Annotated in this window: 16 protein-coding genes and 1 tRNA gene; 7 read left to right on the forward strand and 10 right to left on the reverse strand. The window is 62.6% G+C overall.

Features of this window, described 5'->3' with window-relative positions; genetic code table 11:
- The gene (locus tag GTP41_RS07795) at positions 1-2,061 is read left to right on the forward strand and encodes a putative bifunctional diguanylate cyclase/phosphodiesterase (RefSeq protein ID WP_161025021.1); all 2,061 of its coding nucleotides are present in this window, start codon (positions 1-3) and stop codon (positions 2,059-2,061) included.
- Between the two features lie 2 nt (positions 2,062-2,063).
- Positions 2,064-2,882, forward strand: a complete 819-nt coding sequence (locus GTP41_RS07800; RefSeq protein WP_229502780.1) for a substrate-binding periplasmic protein — start codon at positions 2,064-2,066, stop codon at positions 2,880-2,882.
- A 98-nt stretch (positions 2,883-2,980) separates the two neighbouring features.
- Here GTP41_RS07800 and GTP41_RS27360 read toward each other — a convergent pair whose 3' ends face one another.
- The 3 genes from GTP41_RS27360 to GTP41_RS07815 all read right to left on the reverse strand — a co-directional run bounded on the left by GTP41_RS27360 (position 2,981) and on the right by GTP41_RS07815 (position 4,592).
- A complete protein-coding gene (locus GTP41_RS27360) occupies positions 2,981-3,598 on the reverse strand; it encodes a PEP-CTERM sorting domain-containing protein (protein ID WP_161025022.1) in 618 nt (205 codons plus the stop codon).
- A 149-nt stretch (positions 3,599-3,747) separates the two neighbouring features.
- Positions 3,748-4,092 (reverse strand): YggL 50S ribosome-binding family protein, encoded by a 345-nt coding sequence (locus GTP41_RS07810; protein WP_161025023.1) that lies wholly within the window; start codon positions 4,090-4,092, stop codon positions 3,748-3,750.
- Between the two features lie 32 nt (positions 4,093-4,124).
- Complete coding sequence (locus tag GTP41_RS07815) at positions 4,125-4,592, reverse strand: winged helix-turn-helix transcriptional regulator (protein WP_161025024.1); 468 nt, start codon at positions 4,590-4,592, stop codon at positions 4,125-4,127.
- A 133-nt stretch (positions 4,593-4,725) separates the two neighbouring features.
- Here GTP41_RS07815 and GTP41_RS07820 point away from each other — a divergent pair, with 133 nt between their 5' ends.
- On the forward strand, positions 4,726-5,922 hold the full coding sequence (locus GTP41_RS07820; protein WP_161025292.1) for an MFS transporter: 1,197 nt from the start codon (positions 4,726-4,728) through the stop codon (positions 5,920-5,922).
- Between the two features lie 8 nt (positions 5,923-5,930).
- Here GTP41_RS07820 and GTP41_RS07825 read toward each other — a convergent pair.
- From GTP41_RS07825 to GTP41_RS07845, 5 genes are all read right to left on the reverse strand, one after another.
- Positions 5,931-6,020 (reverse strand) — tRNA-Ser (locus tag GTP41_RS07825).
- Between the two features lie 70 nt (positions 6,021-6,090).
- The gene (locus GTP41_RS07830; RefSeq protein WP_161025025.1) at positions 6,091-6,516 is read right to left on the reverse strand and encodes a BLUF domain-containing protein; all 426 of its coding nucleotides are present in this window, start codon (positions 6,514-6,516) and stop codon (positions 6,091-6,093) included.
- Positions 6,517-6,539: 23 nt separating this feature from the next.
- A complete protein-coding gene (gene folE, locus GTP41_RS07835; protein ID WP_161025026.1) occupies positions 6,540-7,247 on the reverse strand; it encodes a GTP cyclohydrolase I in 708 nt (235 codons plus the stop codon).
- Between the two features lie 27 nt (positions 7,248-7,274).
- Positions 7,275-7,814, reverse strand: a complete 540-nt coding sequence (locus GTP41_RS07840; protein ID WP_229502781.1) for a TspO/MBR family protein — start codon at positions 7,812-7,814, stop codon at positions 7,275-7,277.
- An 87-nt stretch (positions 7,815-7,901) separates the two neighbouring features.
- Complete coding sequence (locus GTP41_RS07845; RefSeq protein WP_229502782.1) at positions 7,902-8,903, reverse strand: LacI family DNA-binding transcriptional regulator; 1,002 nt, start codon at positions 8,901-8,903, stop codon at positions 7,902-7,904.
- A 205-nt stretch (positions 8,904-9,108) separates the two neighbouring features.
- Between GTP41_RS07845 and GTP41_RS07850 the strand changes: the two genes are divergently transcribed.
- The 3 genes from GTP41_RS07850 (at position 9,109) to GTP41_RS07860 (ending at position 14,157) form a co-directional block, all read left to right on the forward strand.
- A complete protein-coding gene (locus GTP41_RS07850) occupies positions 9,109-11,478 on the forward strand; it encodes a TonB-dependent receptor (RefSeq protein WP_161025027.1) in 2,370 nt (789 codons plus the stop codon).
- Between the two features lie 76 nt (positions 11,479-11,554).
- Complete coding sequence (locus GTP41_RS07855) at positions 11,555-12,856, forward strand: GH1 family beta-glucosidase (protein ID WP_161025028.1); 1,302 nt, start codon at positions 11,555-11,557, stop codon at positions 12,854-12,856.
- Entirely contained in the window at positions 12,853-14,157 is a 1,305-nt protein-coding gene (locus GTP41_RS07860; RefSeq protein WP_161025029.1) for an MFS transporter, read from the forward strand. Before GTP41_RS07855 ends, GTP41_RS07860 begins: the two co-directional genes overlap by 4 nt.
- Here the strand turns inward: GTP41_RS07860 and GTP41_RS07865 are convergent.
- Positions 14,126-14,677 (reverse strand): DUF6624 domain-containing protein, encoded by a 552-nt coding sequence (locus tag GTP41_RS07865; protein WP_161025030.1) that lies wholly within the window; start codon positions 14,675-14,677, stop codon positions 14,126-14,128. The genes GTP41_RS07860 and GTP41_RS07865 overlap by 32 nt on opposite strands.
- Positions 14,678-14,714: 37 nt before the next feature.
- Positions 14,715-15,554: an alpha/beta fold hydrolase gene (locus tag GTP41_RS07870; protein WP_229502783.1), complete on the reverse strand. Its 840-nt coding sequence runs from the start codon at positions 15,552-15,554 to the stop codon at positions 14,715-14,717.
- A 185-nt stretch (positions 15,555-15,739) separates the two neighbouring features.
- Between GTP41_RS07870 and GTP41_RS07875 the strand changes: the two genes are divergently transcribed.
- Positions 15,740-16,636 (forward strand): ribose-phosphate pyrophosphokinase, encoded by an 897-nt coding sequence (locus GTP41_RS07875; RefSeq protein ID WP_161025031.1) that lies wholly within the window; start codon positions 15,740-15,742, stop codon positions 16,634-16,636.
- Positions 16,637-16,646: the final 10 nt, after the last annotated feature.

Raw genomic sequence — 16,646 nt, forward strand, 5'->3', positions numbered from 1 at the left:
ATGCACGTCCCGCCAGTGTCCGACTTCCTCACCAGCAGCGCCGCCTTGTGCGACGCCGTGCTGCGCCTGCGCGGCCCGGCCCTGGTGGAGGAGATGGGCCGCATCGTGCGCGACGTCACCGGCAGCCCGCATGGCCGCTACGTGCCGCAGGATATGACGCCCGCCGCCGGCCTGCCTGGCTGGGAGAGCGGCCTGTCGCAATTGATCCAATTTGATAACAATTACTTCGGCCGCTTTGAAGTATCGGGCCGCGACAGCTACACTGATACGACCAGGCAGCACCTGGCCAGTCTGGCCAGCCTGGCCGGCAGCGTATTGCAGGTGCATTCGGTGGCGCAGCGCACCACCCACGCCTATGTGCAGGTGGAAGCGCGGCTCCAGCATCAATCGCAAATCCTGGACCAGATCCACGAATCGGTGCTGACGATGGACTTGAACGGCTTCATCACCAGCTGGAACAAGGGCGCCGAGCGCCTGTTTGGCTATTCGGCGGTGGAGGCGGTCGGGCGCAACATCATCTTCCTGTACGACGACGAAGACGAAACCTTCGACGACTCCTTCCTGGCCGACGGCGGCCGCCTGATGGAAGTGCGCCGCAAAAAGAAGAACGGCGAAATCTTCTGGGCCAGCCTGTCGCTGTCGCCCTTGTGCGATATGGAAGACCGCTCGATCGGCCTGATCGCCTACCTGACCGACATCACCGAGCGCAAACAGGCGGAGGAGCGCATCCACCACCTGGCCTATTACGACGCGCTGACCAACCTGCCCAACCGCTCCCTGCTCACCAAGCTGGTGGACCAGGCCCTGACCGTGGCCCAGCGCAGCAAGCTGCACGGCTGCGTCATGTTCATTGATTTGAACCGCTTCAAGCTGATTAACGACACGCTGGGCCGCACCATCGGCGACGCCGTGCTGCGCGAAGTGTCGCAGCGCTTCCGCATGGCGCTGCGCGACCAGGATATTGTGGCGCGCCTGTCCGGCGACGAATTCGCGGTCGGCCTGTTCGACATCAACCAGCACTACGAAGCGAGCATGGTGGCCAACAAGCTGCTGGCAGCGCTGAACGAACCATTCCTGATCGACGGCCACGACCTGCGCGTGAGCGCCTCGATCGGCATCAGCGTCTATCCGCAAGACGGCAACGACGCCGAAACCCTGCTGCGCCTGGCCGATATCGCCATGTACCGCGCCAAGCAGAACGCCAGCACCGAGGGCGAGCACATCGCCTTCTACAGCCAGGATATGAACAAGGGCATGCAGGAACGCATGCGCATTGAATCGGGCCTGCGCCAGGCGCTGGGCAACGGCCAGCTGCTGCTGCACTACCAGCCCAAATTTGAAATCAGCTCCGGCAAGATCATCGGCGCCGAAGCACTGGTCCGCTGGAAGCACCCCGAGCGCGGCCTGGTGCCGCCGGCCGAATTCATTCCCCTGGCGGAAGCCACCGGCCTGGTGGTGCAGGTGGGCGAATGGGTGCTGGAAGCCGCCTGCGCGCAAGCCCAGGCCTGGAAGGAAAAAGGCCTGCCGCCGGTGCGCCTGGCGGTCAACGTATCGGCGCGCGAATTTACTTCGGCCCTGCCGGGGCGCGTGATGGAAACCCTGCAGCGCTACGGCCTGGAGCCGTCCTGGCTGGAGCTGGAAATCACCGAATCGACCCTGATGCACAATATCGAGCGCGTGATCGGCATCATGGACCGCCTGACGGCGCACGGCATCACCCTGTCGCTGGACGACTTCGGCACCGGCTATTCCAGCCTGTCCTACCTGAAGCGCTTCCCGATCGACACGCTGAAGATCGACCGCTCCTTCACCACCGGCATCCCGGTCGATACCAACGACTGCGCCATCGCCAGCACCATCATCAGCATCGCCCAGCAGCTCAAGCACAAGGTGATCGCCGAAGGCGTGGAAACGGTGGAGCAGCTGGCCTTCCTCAAGGACTCCGGCTGCGACGAAGTGCAAGGCTACCTGTTCTCGCGCCCCTTGCCGGCGCAGGAATTTGAAAAGGCGCTGGTGCAGAACTGGGCGCCACCGCAAGCCGTCGCCGCCAACGCGAGCTGACCATGAAACGCGCCGCCGCCCTGGCCTTGCTCCTTGCCTGCAGCATGCAGGCGGCAGGGCAGGGGGCTGCGCACGACGCCCGCCCCCGCATCAAATTCGGCGTACAGGACGACATCGCCCCCTTCGTCATGCCCGACCGCCACAGCGGCCTGCTGGTCGATGTCCTGCGCGACGCCATGGCCACGCAGGGCGTCACCGCCGAATTCATCTACCTGCCCAAAAAACGCACCGAAGAAGCCCTGCGCAGCGGCCTGGTGGACGTCTCCACCAGCGGCAAGCCCGCCGTGCCGCTGCCGGGCGTTTTCAGCCGCTGGCCGGTGACCAGCTTCCACAACCAGGCGATCACACGGCGCGCCCATTTGCCGCGCCTCGACTCCGTGGCCGACCTGGCGCGCTACCGCGTGTCCGCCTTCTTTGGCGCCGCCGAAATGCTAGGCCAGGCCTACCGCGATGCCGCCCTGCGCAACCCGCGCTACCAGGAACCGAAGACCCTGCAATCGCCCTTGCTGGTGCTGCGCCAGGTGGACGTGGTGATCTCGCAGAAGGACATCTTCCACTACTACCTGCACCGCCAGTCCTACCAGCGCGACGGCGACTTCGACCTGGCCTATCACGACATCATCGGCAAGCCGAATGAATACTGGTTCGTGTTCCGGCTGGCCGAACAGCGCGACGCCTTCGAGCGCGGCATCGCCGCCCTCTACAAATCCGGTGACATGGACCGCTTGTTCGAACGCTACGCCAAGGCCTACGGGACTTCGCGCGAGTTCTTCCAGCCGCTGGACTGCCAGTTCGCCGCAGTCAAACCCAAGGGCTGCTAGCGCGATTGTCGCGCTGCCAGGAATAGGGCAGGGAGCGGTTTCATGGTGACAAAAAAGGCGGCCTCCGGGCCGCCTTTTCAGTGGGTGGAATGGAAAGCTTATTGCTTCTTGCGGCGCGCCGCAGCCAGGCCCGCCAGGCCCAGACCCAGCAGGGCCAGCGATGCCGGCTCCGGCACATCCGCCGGCGCGGTGCGCGCCTCGTTGCCGACCAGCTGGATCGCGTCGATCTCCTCCCAATCGCCGTGGCGGCTGGTGTCGACGTACACCTTCAGGCCTTTCACGGTAAAGGCGGTCTCGCTCCAGTTCACCGCAAAGTTATGCGGCGTATTGGCCAGGCTGGTGTCTGCGCCGCTCCATACCTTATGCAGGTTGCCGAAGGTATCGATCGCATCGACCTGGTAGACGAAGCCGTTGCCGGACACTTCGCGGATCACCGCGCCGGTCGCATAGACTGCCGTATCAAAGCCGATCGACAGCCATTCCAGCGTGCCGCCACGATACTGCGGCGCCCAGGCGCCAGCGATATCGCCATAGGTGGGGCGATTTGGCGCGCCCAAGGCTTGTGCCGCAGCCCAGGAGGAGGTGTTGTATTGGGTGCTGAAGCCGATGACATTGCTGCCCCATTGGGAGATGACACCAGCTTGGACTGCACCGCTGCCGGCCAGGGAGGCCGCAGCGATGAGGATGGAAGCGAAGGTTTTCTGTTTCAGGTTCATATTATTTGTCAAAAAATAATCGGAACCTACGCTATAGCAACTAACGTGCCTATTGCGGGAAAGCCAACGTTTTCAATGAGTTAATCCAGGGTTCCTGGAAAAGTGCTCAGGGAGTGTAAAAATTTCCGACACGCAACGACGCGTGCGGCTCAACCCCAACCGTACCAAGCGTCGCGCAGTTCGCCGACTTTCACGTCGGTCAGCAGGCCTTGCTTCGCCAGCCAATCCTGCACCAGCTTACGGTGGCTATCCTCGACCTTGCCGTAGGCCTTGTGCGACACCACGAAACCGCTGAATTCAGCGCTGTAGCCGCCACCAAAAGCCAGGCCATTGGCTTCAATCGCTTCGGTCAGGAAGCGCATCAGCAGGCCATCGCGCTCAGATTCGGAAGGGTTGCCGACCAGTTTCGCATCGACCATAAAGCCGAGTTCCTGGAACTCACCGAGGTGTTTTTTCTTGAGTTGACGTTTGTTGTAGCGGCGTGCTGCAGTCATAGTATTCCTTAAAAGTAAGCTGGGCGATTTTATCACCGCCCCTCACGCTCGTCACCGGGCACGCGGCGCACCAGCGTTGCGGAGGGAGGGAGGGCGGAGCCATCCCTGCCCAGTGGCTCCATGCGTGGAACTGGCTTGCCATTGCGTTTATCGACCAGTACGGAATGGCGCTCACCACGCTGGAACAAGTGCTGCTCACCCCATTGGCGCAGCGCCACCACAATCGGAAACAGGCTTTCCCCTTTGGCCGTCAGTACGTACTCCTGGTAGGCCGTGCCATCCGACGCATCCTGCAACGCAAGAATGTCTGCTTCCACGAGGCCGCGCAGGCGGTCCGACAAAATGTTCCGCGCCACGCCCAGGCTACGCTGGAAGTCGCCGAAGCGGCGCGTTCCGTCAAAGGCATCGCGCACGATCAGAAGCGACCAGCGATCCCCGATCAGGTCGACCGAGCGCGCGACCGGGCACGGCTCGTCGCTTATTGGTTTGCGGGATGGCATGCAGTCTCCATCAGGTTATGGTGGTTGCATTTTAAAACTACATGCTCTACCCTTCAACTGGTTTTAATTTGAAACTGGTTTGCAGAGAGTGAACATGATGAAAACAAACAATGCATCGCCTCGGCCGTCGGACATGCCTCGTAGCCTGGTCTGGCTATTCGCCATTGCCAGCGGCTTGAGCGTGGCAAACGTGTATTACGCCCAGCCCCTGTTGGATACGTTGGCGCGCGACTTCGGCATCACCCACGCTGCAGTCGGCAGCGTGGTCACCGCCACGCAGCTCGGTTGCGCCCTGGCGCTGTTGTTGTTGGTTCCCCTGGGTGACCGCATCGAGCGCCGCCGTCTGATGGCGCTGCAACTGATGTTGTTGGTGGCGGCATTGGCCGCAGTTGGCATCGCACGCTCAGCGCCGGCGCTGATGGCTGGCATGCTTGTCGTAGGCATGCTGGGTACCGCCATGACGCAGGGCTTGATCGCCTACGCAGCCAGCGCAGCTACGCCCCATGAGCAAGGGCGTGTTGTCGGCGCAGCGCAAAGTGGCGTGTTCATTGGATTGCTGCTGGCACGCGTGTTCTCCGGCGCCGTCAACGACATGCTGGGTTGGCGCGGCGTGTACCTTGGTGCGGCGGTACTGATGCTGGCGATTGCGTTGCCATTGTGGCGGCGGCTGCCCGCATTGCCGGTCAAGCCGGACGCCTTGAGTTACCCGCGCCTGCTTGCCTCCATGGCGGCGCTGCTTAAGGAAGAGAAAGTCCTGCAAGTGCGAGGCGTGCTTGCGATGCTGATGTTCGCCGCCTTTAACATCTTCTGGAGTGCGCTGGTGTTTCCATTGACTGCACCCCCATATGGCTTCTCGCACACCGCCATCGGAGCTTTCGGGCTGGCAGGCGCGATTGGCGCCTTGGCCGCCATGCGTGCAGGACATTGGGCCGATCGTGGCTACGCCGACCGCACCAGTGCGTTTGCCCTGATAGCATTGCTGGCGGCTTGGTGGCCGTTATCGCTGATGGAGCGCTCGCTTGGCGCGCTGGTGATCGGGATCATCGTACTGGATTTGGGTGGCCAGGCGCTGCACGTGACCAACCAGAGCATGATATTCCGCACAAGGCCGGAAGCACATAGCCGGTTGGTCGGGCTATATATGCTGTTCTACGCGGTAGGTAGCGGTCTGGGGGCGATTGGGACGACGGTGACTTACGCGCATGCGGGCTGGCAAGGTGTATGTCAGCTGGGCGCGGCGGTTAGCTTGTCAGCGTTGGTGTTCTGGTGGGCGACACGTCGCTTCACGTCTCACTGTTTTGCGAAAAGCCCTTTAAATTCAGGCTGTTAGCTTGCTGTTGGCGGAAGCGGTGAGATTCGAACTCACGAACGGGATTAACCGTCGGCAGTTTTCAAGACTGCTGCCTTCAACCACTCGGCCACGCTTCCGGAGTGCCGCATTATACAGAATTCACCGCGCCGCAGCCAAGCCTTGGCAGAAAGCGCGGCACCGGTGCGGTCAGGCGCCTCCCTGGACTGCGGCGGAGGAGGCCAATTCTTCGATCAGGGCGAGCGTACTGCTTGCCGGCATAGCGTACGGATCAAACACCGGCAAGGGCGAGTAGCGCAGCACCGTGGCGGCGTTCAGTTTGTCGAGGTTGGTCTGGCCCATCACCCAGCCCGAGTAATGCCGCTCCTGGATCTCCTCATAGTGGAGCAAGGTCACGTCGCTATGGCGCTGGTCGCGCAAGATGCGTGCGTAGAGCTGGTTGACCTGGTCGCGTCCACCTTCCAGCAGTTGCAGAAAGTAGTGCTGGCTGTGGCATAGCACGCCTGTGATGCCGGCGTCCGGATTGTGCAGCCTGGCCTTTTGCAGGATGGCGTTGATGGTGGCCGTGTCGGCACCGTACACCGCGCGGCTAGCGTAAAGAAGTTGCACGAGCATTTAGGGCTCCTGGTAAGGTGCGGTCAGCGTTTGATCAGGGACAGGAATTCTCGGCGCAATGCGGGGTCCTTGAGGAAGGAGCCGTGCATGACGCTGTTGACCATCAGCGCGTCGGTGTCTTTCACGCCGCGCCAGTGCATGCAGAAGTGCTCGGCCTCCATGATGACGGCCAGGCCGTCCGGCTGCATTTTTTCCTGCAGCAGATCCGCCAGTTGCTTCACTGCCTCTTCCTGGATCTGTGGGCGGTTCATGACCCATGCTGCAAGGCGCGCATATTTCGAAAGTCCAATCAGGTTGGAGTGCTGATTGGGCATGACGCCAATCCAGACTTTGCCCATGATCGGGCAAAAGTGGTGCGAGCAGGCGCTGCGTACCGTGACCGGACCAATGATCATCAGTTCATTCAGGTGGGCCACGTTGGGGAATTCGGTGACCGCCGGTTCTGGCGTGTAACGTCCTCCAAAGACTTCCTGCAGATACATCTTGGCGACGCGGCGCGCAGTGTCCTGCGTATTGTGGTCGCTGCTGGTGTCAATCACCAGGCTTTCGAGCACGCCTTGCATGCGCTGGCTGACTTCATCCAGTAATTCCTCCAGTTCGCCGGGAATGATGTGGTGCGCGATATTGTCATTGGCGTGAAACCGCTCTTTGCTCGCCATAAGGCGGGCCCGGATGCGAGCCGATACCGGCATCGTTTCGTTCTCGCTGACGGGTATGTAGGATGTGGCCATGGTGTGTCTCACAGGGCGGGTTGTGCGTTAGGCCAGCAGGCCTGGATTGAGCTGCCAGATTCGGTAGCAGAGAACGCCTGCGAAGCTGACCCAGGCAAGGTAGGGCACCAGCAGGATCGCGGCCAAGCGTTCGCGCCGTGCAAAGAGCACCATCGTCGCCACAATCGCAATCCACATCAGCACAATGCATAAGCTGGCCATGGCGCCGAGGTGCCATGCGAAGAACAGCCAGCTCCATAAGCTGTTAAGCACCAGCTGCAGCACGTACATCAGCGCCGGGGGCAGACGGCCTTCGTGCGCACGGCTCCACGACCGCCAGGCGGCAAATCCCATCAGCGCGTACAAAACAGTCCAGACCGGGCCAAATAGCCAGGCGGGCGGCGCCCAGTCGGGACGTACCAATTGGGCGTAGAAGCTGGGCGCCTGGGCGGAGCCGGCGGCACCTATCGCGGCAAAGGCGAAGGTCACGACCAACCATGCGGCTAGCGCGAAATAGGATGGGCGGGAAGGGGTGGTGGTCGGTGCAAGCGTCATCTTCGTGAGAGGGTGAGTTATCTTGCTGCCCATGGTACTACTAACCAGTAATAAATGCTACTGATTAGTAGCTTTGGTGTTTTAACGGGCGGGGAAGCGCCTGGCGGCGCCGCTTACCTGCTATGCGGAGCGCCGCGTAGTCTCGCGCACCACCAGTTCCACCGGCGGGATCGCGCCGTCCGCTGGCTCGCCGTTGATCAGGCGCAGCATGGACTGCACGGCGGTCTGGCCGATCACGTACAGCGGCTGGCGCACGGTGGTCAGCGGCGGCGTGGTGTAGGAGGAGCCGGGCAGATCATCGAAGCCGACCAGCGACACGTCGTCCGGCACGCGAATGCCTTTGCGGTACAGGAACAGGCGCGCGCCGTAGGCCGTCTGGTCGTTCACCGCGAAGACGGCGGTGAAGGGCTGGCCGCTGTCGTACAGGCGGTTCATGGCCAGCAGGCCGCCGCTTTCATGCAGGGTGCCTTCCACCACCAGCGCCGGGTCGAAGGCGATGTCGGCTTCCTTCAGTGCGCGTTGGTAGCCGGCCAGGCGCTCCACCGAGTCGCGGTTTTCCACCGGCCCGCTCAAGTGGGCGATGCGGCGGTGTCCCAGTTCGATCAGGTGGCGCACGGCCAGCCAGGCGCCGTGTTCGTTATCCAGCTTGTAGCCGACGGCGCGCTCGGTTTGCAGCACGCGGCCCAGGGAGACGATGGGGCGCTGCTCGGCAAAGCGCAGCACCGTGTCGTCCGTCATGCGGCCGGTCAGCAGGATGATGCCGTCCACTTTGCGCGCCAGCAGCAGGCGTATGCGCTCCGCTTCTTCGTCGGCATTCCAGTGGCCGCTGACGATCACGGAGGCGTAGCCGGTGCCTTTCAGCCCATCGTCCACACCGTGCAGGATTTCGTCGAAGAAGGGCGATGCAATGTCCTGCACCACAATCCCGATCGTCATCGTGCGGCCATGTTTCAGGCTTTGCGCCATCTGGTTGGGCGCGAAATTCAGTTCGCTGATGGCGGCCAGCACGGCCTGGCGTTTGTCGTCGGCCACCTTGGCGGTGCCGTTCAGGATGCGCGAGACGGTGGCAGGGGAGACGCCGGCGCGGCGGGCGACGTCAGTCAGTGTGGCGGGGGCGTTCAACGGTTGTTCTCTTCCTGAAAAGCTTTTCACGCGAGATTACCAGAAATCCAACGCAGTGCACAGCAAGCTGATGCCGCTGCAGCCGGCGTGGCGCCTTGTTCCTACGATGTCAAAAAATCTGTTGACTTTTTATTTTTATGAAATGTACTATGAAATCGTTTTCAAGAAATAAGAAATCGTTTTCATACCTACAACGGAGACAACAATGAAGTTTTCTGCAATCCAGGTCGGGGTGCTGGCCCTGCTCGCGTCGACCAATGGCGCATATGCGCAACAAGCTGCCGCGCCTGCCGCCCAGGCGGCCAACAACGAATCCACCGTCGTGCCGGAAGTGCTGATCACGGCGACCAAGCGCACCACCTCCCTGCAAAAGACTCCGGTGGCGGTCACCGCCCTGGACGCAGCGGCGCTGGAAGACGCCCACGTGCAGACCATCCAGGACGTGACCCACCTGGTGCCGAGCTTCCAGGCCACCGGCCAGGGCGACCACGGCGTCATCACCATGACCATGCGCGGCGTCGGCAACGACTCCGCCAAGACCGAATACGCCGACCCGGAAGTGGCCTTCTTCGTGGACGGCATCTACTCGCCGCGCCCAGAAGGCGCCACCGCGCTGCTGTTCGACGTGGACGCGATTGAAGTGCTGCGCGGCCCGCAAGGTACGCTGTGGGGCCGCAACTCCACCGTCGGCGCGGTCAATATGCAGACCGTCAAGCCGAAGCTGGGCGTGGTGTCGGGCACCGTGTCGGGCGGCCTGGGCGACTACTCCCGCATGGGCGCGCGCGCCGCGCTGAATGTGCCGACCGGCGAACACTCCGCCCTGCGCGTGGCCCTGATCCATGAAGAGCACGACGGCTATGTGAAGTACCAGACCTTGCCGAATATTTCGATCGCCGACCAGCGCGCCGCCTACCTTGCCAGCGGCGGCGACCCGGCCAAGTTCAAGCCGATCAACCCCAACAACTACGTCACCAACGGCCCGCGCTACAACGCGCAGAACCAGAGCGGCGTGCGGGTCAGTTGGCTGTACCAGCCGAGCGACCGCCTGAAGTGGAACATCTCCTACGAGCGCTTCCAGGATCGCGGCACCCCGAGCATGAACCTGATGCAGACCCCGCGCGCTGGCCAGGACGAATGGTCGGCCCTGATCGACACCGCGCCTTTCCTGCACCGTAATGTAAACACAGTGCGCAGCCGCGTGGACTACCTGGTGAACCCGGATATCGCCTTTGCCTATATCGCCGGCTTCTCCAAGTTCTCCGGTTCCTCCACCTATGACCAGGACGGCGGACGCCTGCTGCCGACCAGCTTCACCACCGGCGGCGATTTCCAGGCCAATAACACGGTCTGGTCCAAATACAAGAGCAACAGCCACGAGCTGCAGCTGCAATCGACCGGCACCCGCGAAATCGACTGGCAGATCGGCGCCTACTATGCGGCGGAAGACAACGGCATCCGCTTCGACATCCCGATCATGCACGGCACCCAGGACGGCAGCGTGGTGTGGCAGGGCTCCTTTATCCAGCCGAAAGAGACGGTGGATTCGCGCGCCATCTTCGGTCAGGCAACCTGGAACCTGGCGGGTGGCTGGCACGTGACCGGCGGCTTGCGCTACACCTCGGACAAGCGCACCAACGAAGGCGGCAACGGCTACACCTGGAACTACGACCCGAACGTGCCGCAGCTGCCGGTCACGCCGAACATCGACCCGACCAAGCCGGGCCAAGGCTACAACCCGAGCGTGCCTTCCAATGATGGCCGCTACAAGGGCAGCAAGATGACCGGCCTGGCGCGCCTGAGCTACGACATCGACAAGAACCACATGCTGTACGCCAGCGTTTCCACCGGCTACAAATCGGGCGGCCTGCAGGACGGCGGCCGTACCTACGGCGCGGAGACCCTGACCAACTACGAGTTCGGCAGCAAGAGCACCTTCCTGGGCGGCGCGCTGCGTATCAATAACGCAGCCTACTACCTGGACTTCAAGGACTTCCAGTTCTCGTCGCCGGTCACCAATCCGGATGGCTCGCACACCTTCGTCACCAGCAATGTGGACGGCGCCAAGGTCTGGGGCCTGGAGTCGGAAATCCAGGCCAAGCTGTCGCCGGACGACAAAGTGGCGCTGGCGCTGGCGTACACCAACACCAAACTGGGCTACCTGGTGGCCGGTTCCAACGACTACTCGCTGCCGTTCTGCCCAGAGCTGAACGCCACCTGCCTGGACGTGACCGGCAATACCATGCCGCACGCGCCCAAGTTCTCGATGCAACTGAACTACCAGCACACCTTCCGCCTGGCGGACGGCAATTCCCTGGTGCCGCGTGTTTCGGCGCACTACGAGACCAAGTCCGAGCTGTCGGTCTTCAACTTGGGACCGGAAGACCAGCAAAAGGCTTACACCAAGTTCGACATCGGCCTGCGCTACCAGGGGCCAAAGCAGTTCTGGGTGGACGCCTTCGTGCGTAACGTCGGCGACAAACGTATCAAGACTAGCGCCATGAATGGCGGCAATGTGTGGGTGGCGCAGTACCTGCCACCACGCACCATCGGTGTTAACGCGGGCATAGACTTCTAAGCCCGTGGCAACCGGCCTGCCTCGTCCCCCGGGGCAGGCCACCTTCCTTTCCCCCGCATCCATCTAAGAAATCAGCATGAAAGACACACGCCTGCCACCCGACTTCCTCTGGGGCGTAGCCACCAGCGCCTTCCAGATCGAGGGCGCCAACCAGGAGGACGGCAAAGGCCTCTCCATCTGGGACGTATTCTGCAGCACGCCCGGCAAGATCAAGGACGGCAGCGATGGCAGCGTCGCCTGCGACCATTACCACCGCTACCGCGAAGACGTGGGCATCATCGATTCGCTCGGCGTGGATGCCTACCGCTTCTCCATCGCCTGGTCGCGCGTGCAGCCGCAAGGCAAGGGCGCCTGGAACGAAGCCGGCTTCGCCTTCTACGAACGCCTGATCGACGAGCTGGAAGCGAAGGGCAAGCAAGCCTATGTCACGCTGTATCACTGGGACTTGCCGCAAGGCCTGCAGGAAGAGGGCGGCTGGCTTAATCGCGACACCTGCTACCACTTCGCCGCCTATGCGGCGGAAGTGGCGCGCCGCTTCGGCGACCGGGTGGCCAGCATCGCCACGCATAATGAACCCTGGTGCACCGCCAACCTAGGCTATGGCAACGGCCAGTTCGCACCCGGCGTGCGCGACGCCAAAGCTGCCGTGCAGGTATCGCACCACCTGTTGCTGTCGCACGGCCTGGCCATGACCGCCATGCGCGCCGTCGGTAAAAAGGCCAAGCTGGGCATCGTCCTGAATCAGTGGACCGCCGACCCGGCCACCGACAGCGCGGACGACCGCGCCCTGGCCGAATGGGAATACGCGCGTTCGGTACAATGGTTCATGGACCCGATTTTCAAAGGACGCTATCCAGAACTGGCCTTGCGCGGCCACGGCGGCAACGCGCCGCATGTCGAGCCGGGCGATATGGCTGTGATCCAGCAGCCGATCGATTTCCTCGGCGTGAACTACTACTTCCGCGCCTTCTGCAGCGCCGAAGACCCGCCGCGCACGCCGCCGCTGGAAAACGGCCGCACCGACATGGGCTGGGAAATTTATCCGCAGGGCCTGACCGAGCTGCTGCTCAAACTGAAAGGCGAGTACGAGCTGCCGCCGATCTATATCACCGAGAACGGCATGGCTAGCAGCACGCCCGACCACGACGAGGAGCGAATTTCCTTCATCCGCCGCCACTTCGACGCCATGGCCAGCGCCGTGGAGCAGGGCGTGGATGTGCAGGGCTACTTCATGTGGAGCCTGCTTGATAACTTCGAATGGGATTCCGGCTACGCCAAGCGTTTCGGCATCGTCCATGTCGATTATGCGACCCAGAAGCGCACCCTGAAGGACAGCGCGCACTGGTACCGCGAATTCATCAAGGCCCAACGTTCATGAACCGTTCTCCCTTGCTGTGGGTGCCCTCCGGCTACTTCTCCATGGCCATGGGCTACATCATGCTGACCAGCGTCACGGCCATCATGTTCAAGAACCTGGGCATGGACAACGGCCAGGCCGCCCAGTATTCGAGCATGCTGATCCTGGCCTACACCATCAAGCCGCTGTTCGCGCCGGTGGTGGAGATGTACCGCACCAAAAAGTTCTTCGTCATTTGCATGCAACTGCTGCTCGGCCTGGGCTTTGGCGCGGTGGCCCTGGTCATGGGCATGCCCGGCGCCATGGCGATGATGATGGTGCTGTTCTGGATCATGTCCTTCATCGGCGCCACCATGGACATTGCCAGCGACGGCGTCTATGTCACCTCGCTCGACTCGCGCAGCCAGTCGCTGTACTGCGGCGTGCAGGGGCTGAGCTGGAATATCGGCCCGGTGGTGGCGTCCGGCGTGCTGGTCTACCTGAGCGGCTACCTGCACACCTCCCACGGCATGGATTGGCTGGGCGCCTGGCGCATGGTGTTCATCGCGGTGGCGGTGCTGCTGCTGGCGATGACGGCCTGGCATTGGCGCGTCATGCCGGAGGGCGCGCGCGCCGCCGACACGCCGGAAAACCTGGGCCAGGCGGGCTTCATCCTGCGCGATGCCTTCAAGACCTTCTTCGAGAAGCGCGGCGTCTGGACCATGATGGCGTTTGCGCTGCTGTACCGCGTGTCCATCGGCCTGCTGGAAAAGATCGGCCCCTTCTTCATGGTCGATCCGGTGGCGAAGGGCGGTCTGGGCATGTCCAACGAACTGCTGGGCATCGTCTACGGCACGTATGGCCTGCTGGCCGTGCTGGCCGGCTCGCTGGCAGGCGGCTGGTATCTTGCGCGCCATGGCTTGAAGCCGGTGCTGTTCAAACTGTGCTGCGTGCTGAATATCCCGATTGCCACCTTCCTGCTGATGGCGATCTACCAGCCCACCAACCTGTGGGTGATCGGCGCCGGTGTTGTGATCGAAAAATTCACTTTCGGCTTTGGCTCCGTCGGCTTCATGATCTACCTGATGCAGCAACTAGCGCCGGGCAAATACACCACTACCCACTACGCCTTCGGCACCGGTTTAATGGGCCTGTGCGGCATGTTGACCGGCATTGTGAGCGGGCACCTGCAGGAAGCCATGGGTTACGTGAATTACTTCTGGCTGGTGATGGCGGCCACCATTCCATCCTTCATCGTCACCTGGTACGCGCCGTTCCACCATGGTGAGCAGGCCGCGCCCGCAGCCCCGGTCAAGGAGCTGTGCGAGAGCAGTACTGGCTGACCAGGGGGATGTACTCGGCGTGCGGCCCCAGTCCGACTGAGGCCCGGCGCTGGTCAAGTCCGGCCGGGTCTTCGATTTCGAAGGCGACCCATTTGCCCGAGTCATCGCAACTGCCCTGCGTGCCGTAGCGTTGCGGTGTCGTGACACGGTCGTGCAGGTAGGCGAAATTGCGCGGCTCCACTTCGCCGGCCGGCAGCTTCTCCAGCAGGGCCAGCACGGAACGCTGGAAGTCGCGGTCCTCGTCCGCATGCTGCGCCAGCAGCCAGGCGGCGCGCGCGGCGGGCTTGCCGACTTTTGAGATGGACGGCCAGCCATACTGCGCGATGATTTCCTTCAAGCGCTGCGTGTTCGCGCTGTCCACTGCGCGGAATTTCTCGAAATCGATCGGTTGGGCGGTGCGTACCGCCTGGTCGCGCTCCTTCATCTGTAGCAGCTCGCGCTGCAATGCGGGATCGATATCGGCGTGGGCTAAGGAGGCCAGCAGCAGGCTGGCGATCAGTGCGGAGATGATTCTGCTCATGCTGCAATGATGCGTTATTTGCAATTTCGGTGCAAGATCAGCTGCACGGCAAGGCGGGCTGGCGCTTGTCATCACGCGCATGGATCACGTCGCGGATGGCGTTGCTGACGACTTCGGGCGTGGCCAGCTGCATCTGGTGGTCGGAATCCACGATTACCTTGCAGGCCTTGGGGTACATGGCTTTGACCATAGTGCGCGTCTTGTCGTCGTTATTGGTCACGCCCAGGTCCACCGGAATCGCGCCTGGCCCTTTCGGCACATTAATCAGCCGCACCATCGGGATCGCGTCATTCCATGGCAAGTCCAGCATGGTCTGGCCGGTGCTGTTGATCTGGTCCACTTCCGCCGCCATTGCCGCATTCATGAACAGGTTTTTCGCCCAGCGCGTCATGAGCGGAAAGTCCTCCGGCTTCTTGATGATGCCGGGGTAGAGCGCATCGACCAGCACCACGCCCTGGACTTCCTGCGGATAGCTGCGCGCATACATTTGCATGTACAGGCCGCCCAGCGAGTGGCCCACCAGCACGTACGGCGGCTGCAAGCCTTGCTCGCGCAGCAGTTGGCGCAGTTCCTCCACCACGGTTTTTCCGTCGCGCGGCGTGGAAGGTTTATCGCTCTTGCCGTAACCCGGGCGGTTGTAGGCGAATACGGTCGCCTCGTTCGCCACCTCGGCAATCACCTTGTCCCATTTATCGAGCGTGCTGCGCGAACCGTTCTCGAAGACGACCGTGGGCACGTTGCCCGCCTTGTGTATCTTGAGCACTTCGACCTTGCGGCCACCCACCTCCTGCAGCAGCGCTGCGTTAGCGGCGGAGGCAGAGGCGGCGGCTGCGAACATCAAGGCCAGGGCGGCGGCCAGTTGGCGCGGAACGGTCATGCGATTCTCCATGGTTTGTGTTGGACGCCATTCTGGAGCGCTGTGCCGCACAATTCCCGCGCCGTGCGACAGGGCGTGGGAATTGCTGCCTGAATTGCAAGATTAACGGAATGGCGTTCCCCCTGCTGGGGCAACGATATGGGTAGGAGGTAGAATAAATAGTCACTAATCTGTGGGAGACCGATATGCCGCCAATCCTGTTCGCACTGCCTGGTAATGAAGCCTGCACCGCCCAACTTGCGGAACAGCTGGGCTGGGAGCAGGGCAGTTTGCAGGTGCGGCGGTTTCCGGACGGTGAGTCCTATGTCCGTTACCACTCGGACGTGAAAGGGCGCCAGGTTGTCCTGGTGTGCACCCTGGACCGGCCGGACGACCGCTTCATGCCCCTCTATTTCGCTGCCAGCATCGCGCGCGATCTGGGCGCGGCCAGTGTCGGCCTGGTGGCGCCCTACCTGGCGTATATGCGGCACGACGCCATCTTCAATCCGGGCGAGGGCATCACGTCGGCCCATTTTGCGCGCCTGGTGTCGGGCGTCTTCCACTGGATGGTGACGATCGACCCGCACCTGCACCGCCACCACGACCTGGCCGAGATCTACACCATTCCCACCCGCGTGGTGCGCGCCGCACCGCTTATCTCGCAATGGATCGCCGCCAACGTGCCGCAGCCCCTGGTGATCGGACCCGATTCCGAAAGCGAGCAATGGGCGGCGGAAGTGGCGCGCGGCGCAGGCTGCCCCTGCATCGTGCTGGAAAAAGTCCGGCGCGGCGACCATGATGTGGAAGTCTCGGTGCCGGACACCGAACGCTGGCAGCACCACACGCCGGTCATCGTTGACGATATTGCATCGACCGCGCGCACCATGATTGCCGCCGTCGGCCACGTGCGCAAAGCCGGCCTGCCGGCGCCGGTCTGCGTCGCCGTGCATCCGCTGTTCGCCGGCAGCGCCTACGAGGAGCTGGCGGCGGCCGGCGTGGCGCGCACCGCCAGCTGCGATACCGTTCCCCATGCCAGCAACGCCATCAATGTCGCATCCTTGCTCGCCCCGGCCCTGGCAGACATGACACGCGCCTCCGCCTAGGCTATATTCC

The organism is Pseudoduganella guangdongensis, assembly GCF_009857475.1.
GTDB classification, from domain to species: domain Bacteria; phylum Pseudomonadota; class Gammaproteobacteria; order Burkholderiales; family Burkholderiaceae_D; genus Rugamonas; species Rugamonas guangdongensis.

Coding starts and splice junctions, on each gene's coding strand:
- GTP41_RS07795 (WP_161025021.1), top strand. CDS start 1: ATGCACGTCCCGCCAGTGTCCGACTTCCTCACCAGCAGCGCCGCCTTG.
- GTP41_RS07800 (WP_229502780.1), top strand. CDS start 2,064: ATGAAACGCGCCGCCGCCCTGGCCTTGCTCCTTGCCTGCAGCATGCAG.
- GTP41_RS27360 (WP_161025022.1), bottom strand. CDS start 3,598: ATGAACCTGAAACAGAAAACCTTCGCTTCCATCCTCATCGCTGCGGCC.
- GTP41_RS07810 (WP_161025023.1), bottom strand. CDS start 4,092: ATGACTGCAGCACGCCGCTACAACAAACGTCAACTCAAGAAAAAACAC.
- GTP41_RS07815 (WP_161025024.1), bottom strand. CDS start 4,592: ATGCCATCCCGCAAACCAATAAGCGACGAGCCGTGCCCGGTCGCGCGC.
- GTP41_RS07820 (WP_161025292.1), top strand. CDS start 4,726: ATGCCTCGTAGCCTGGTCTGGCTATTCGCCATTGCCAGCGGCTTGAGC.
- GTP41_RS07830 (WP_161025025.1), bottom strand. CDS start 6,516: ATGCTCGTGCAACTTCTTTACGCTAGCCGCGCGGTGTACGGTGCCGAC.
- folE (WP_161025026.1), bottom strand. CDS start 7,247: ATGGCCACATCCTACATACCCGTCAGCGAGAACGAAACGATGCCGGTA.
- GTP41_RS07840 (WP_229502781.1), bottom strand. CDS start 7,814: ATGGGCAGCAAGATAACTCACCCTCTCACGAAGATGACGCTTGCACCG.
- GTP41_RS07850 (WP_161025027.1), top strand. CDS start 9,109: ATGAAGTTTTCTGCAATCCAGGTCGGGGTGCTGGCCCTGCTCGCGTCG.
- GTP41_RS07855 (WP_161025028.1), top strand. CDS start 11,555: ATGAAAGACACACGCCTGCCACCCGACTTCCTCTGGGGCGTAGCCACC.
- GTP41_RS07860 (WP_161025029.1), top strand. CDS start 12,853: ATGAACCGTTCTCCCTTGCTGTGGGTGCCCTCCGGCTACTTCTCCATG.
- GTP41_RS07865 (WP_161025030.1), bottom strand. CDS start 14,677: ATGAGCAGAATCATCTCCGCACTGATCGCCAGCCTGCTGCTGGCCTCC.
- GTP41_RS07870 (WP_229502783.1), bottom strand. CDS start 15,554: ATGACCGTTCCGCGCCAACTGGCCGCCGCCCTGGCCTTGATGTTCGCA.
- GTP41_RS07875 (WP_161025031.1), top strand. CDS start 15,740: ATGCCGCCAATCCTGTTCGCACTGCCTGGTAATGAAGCCTGCACCGCC.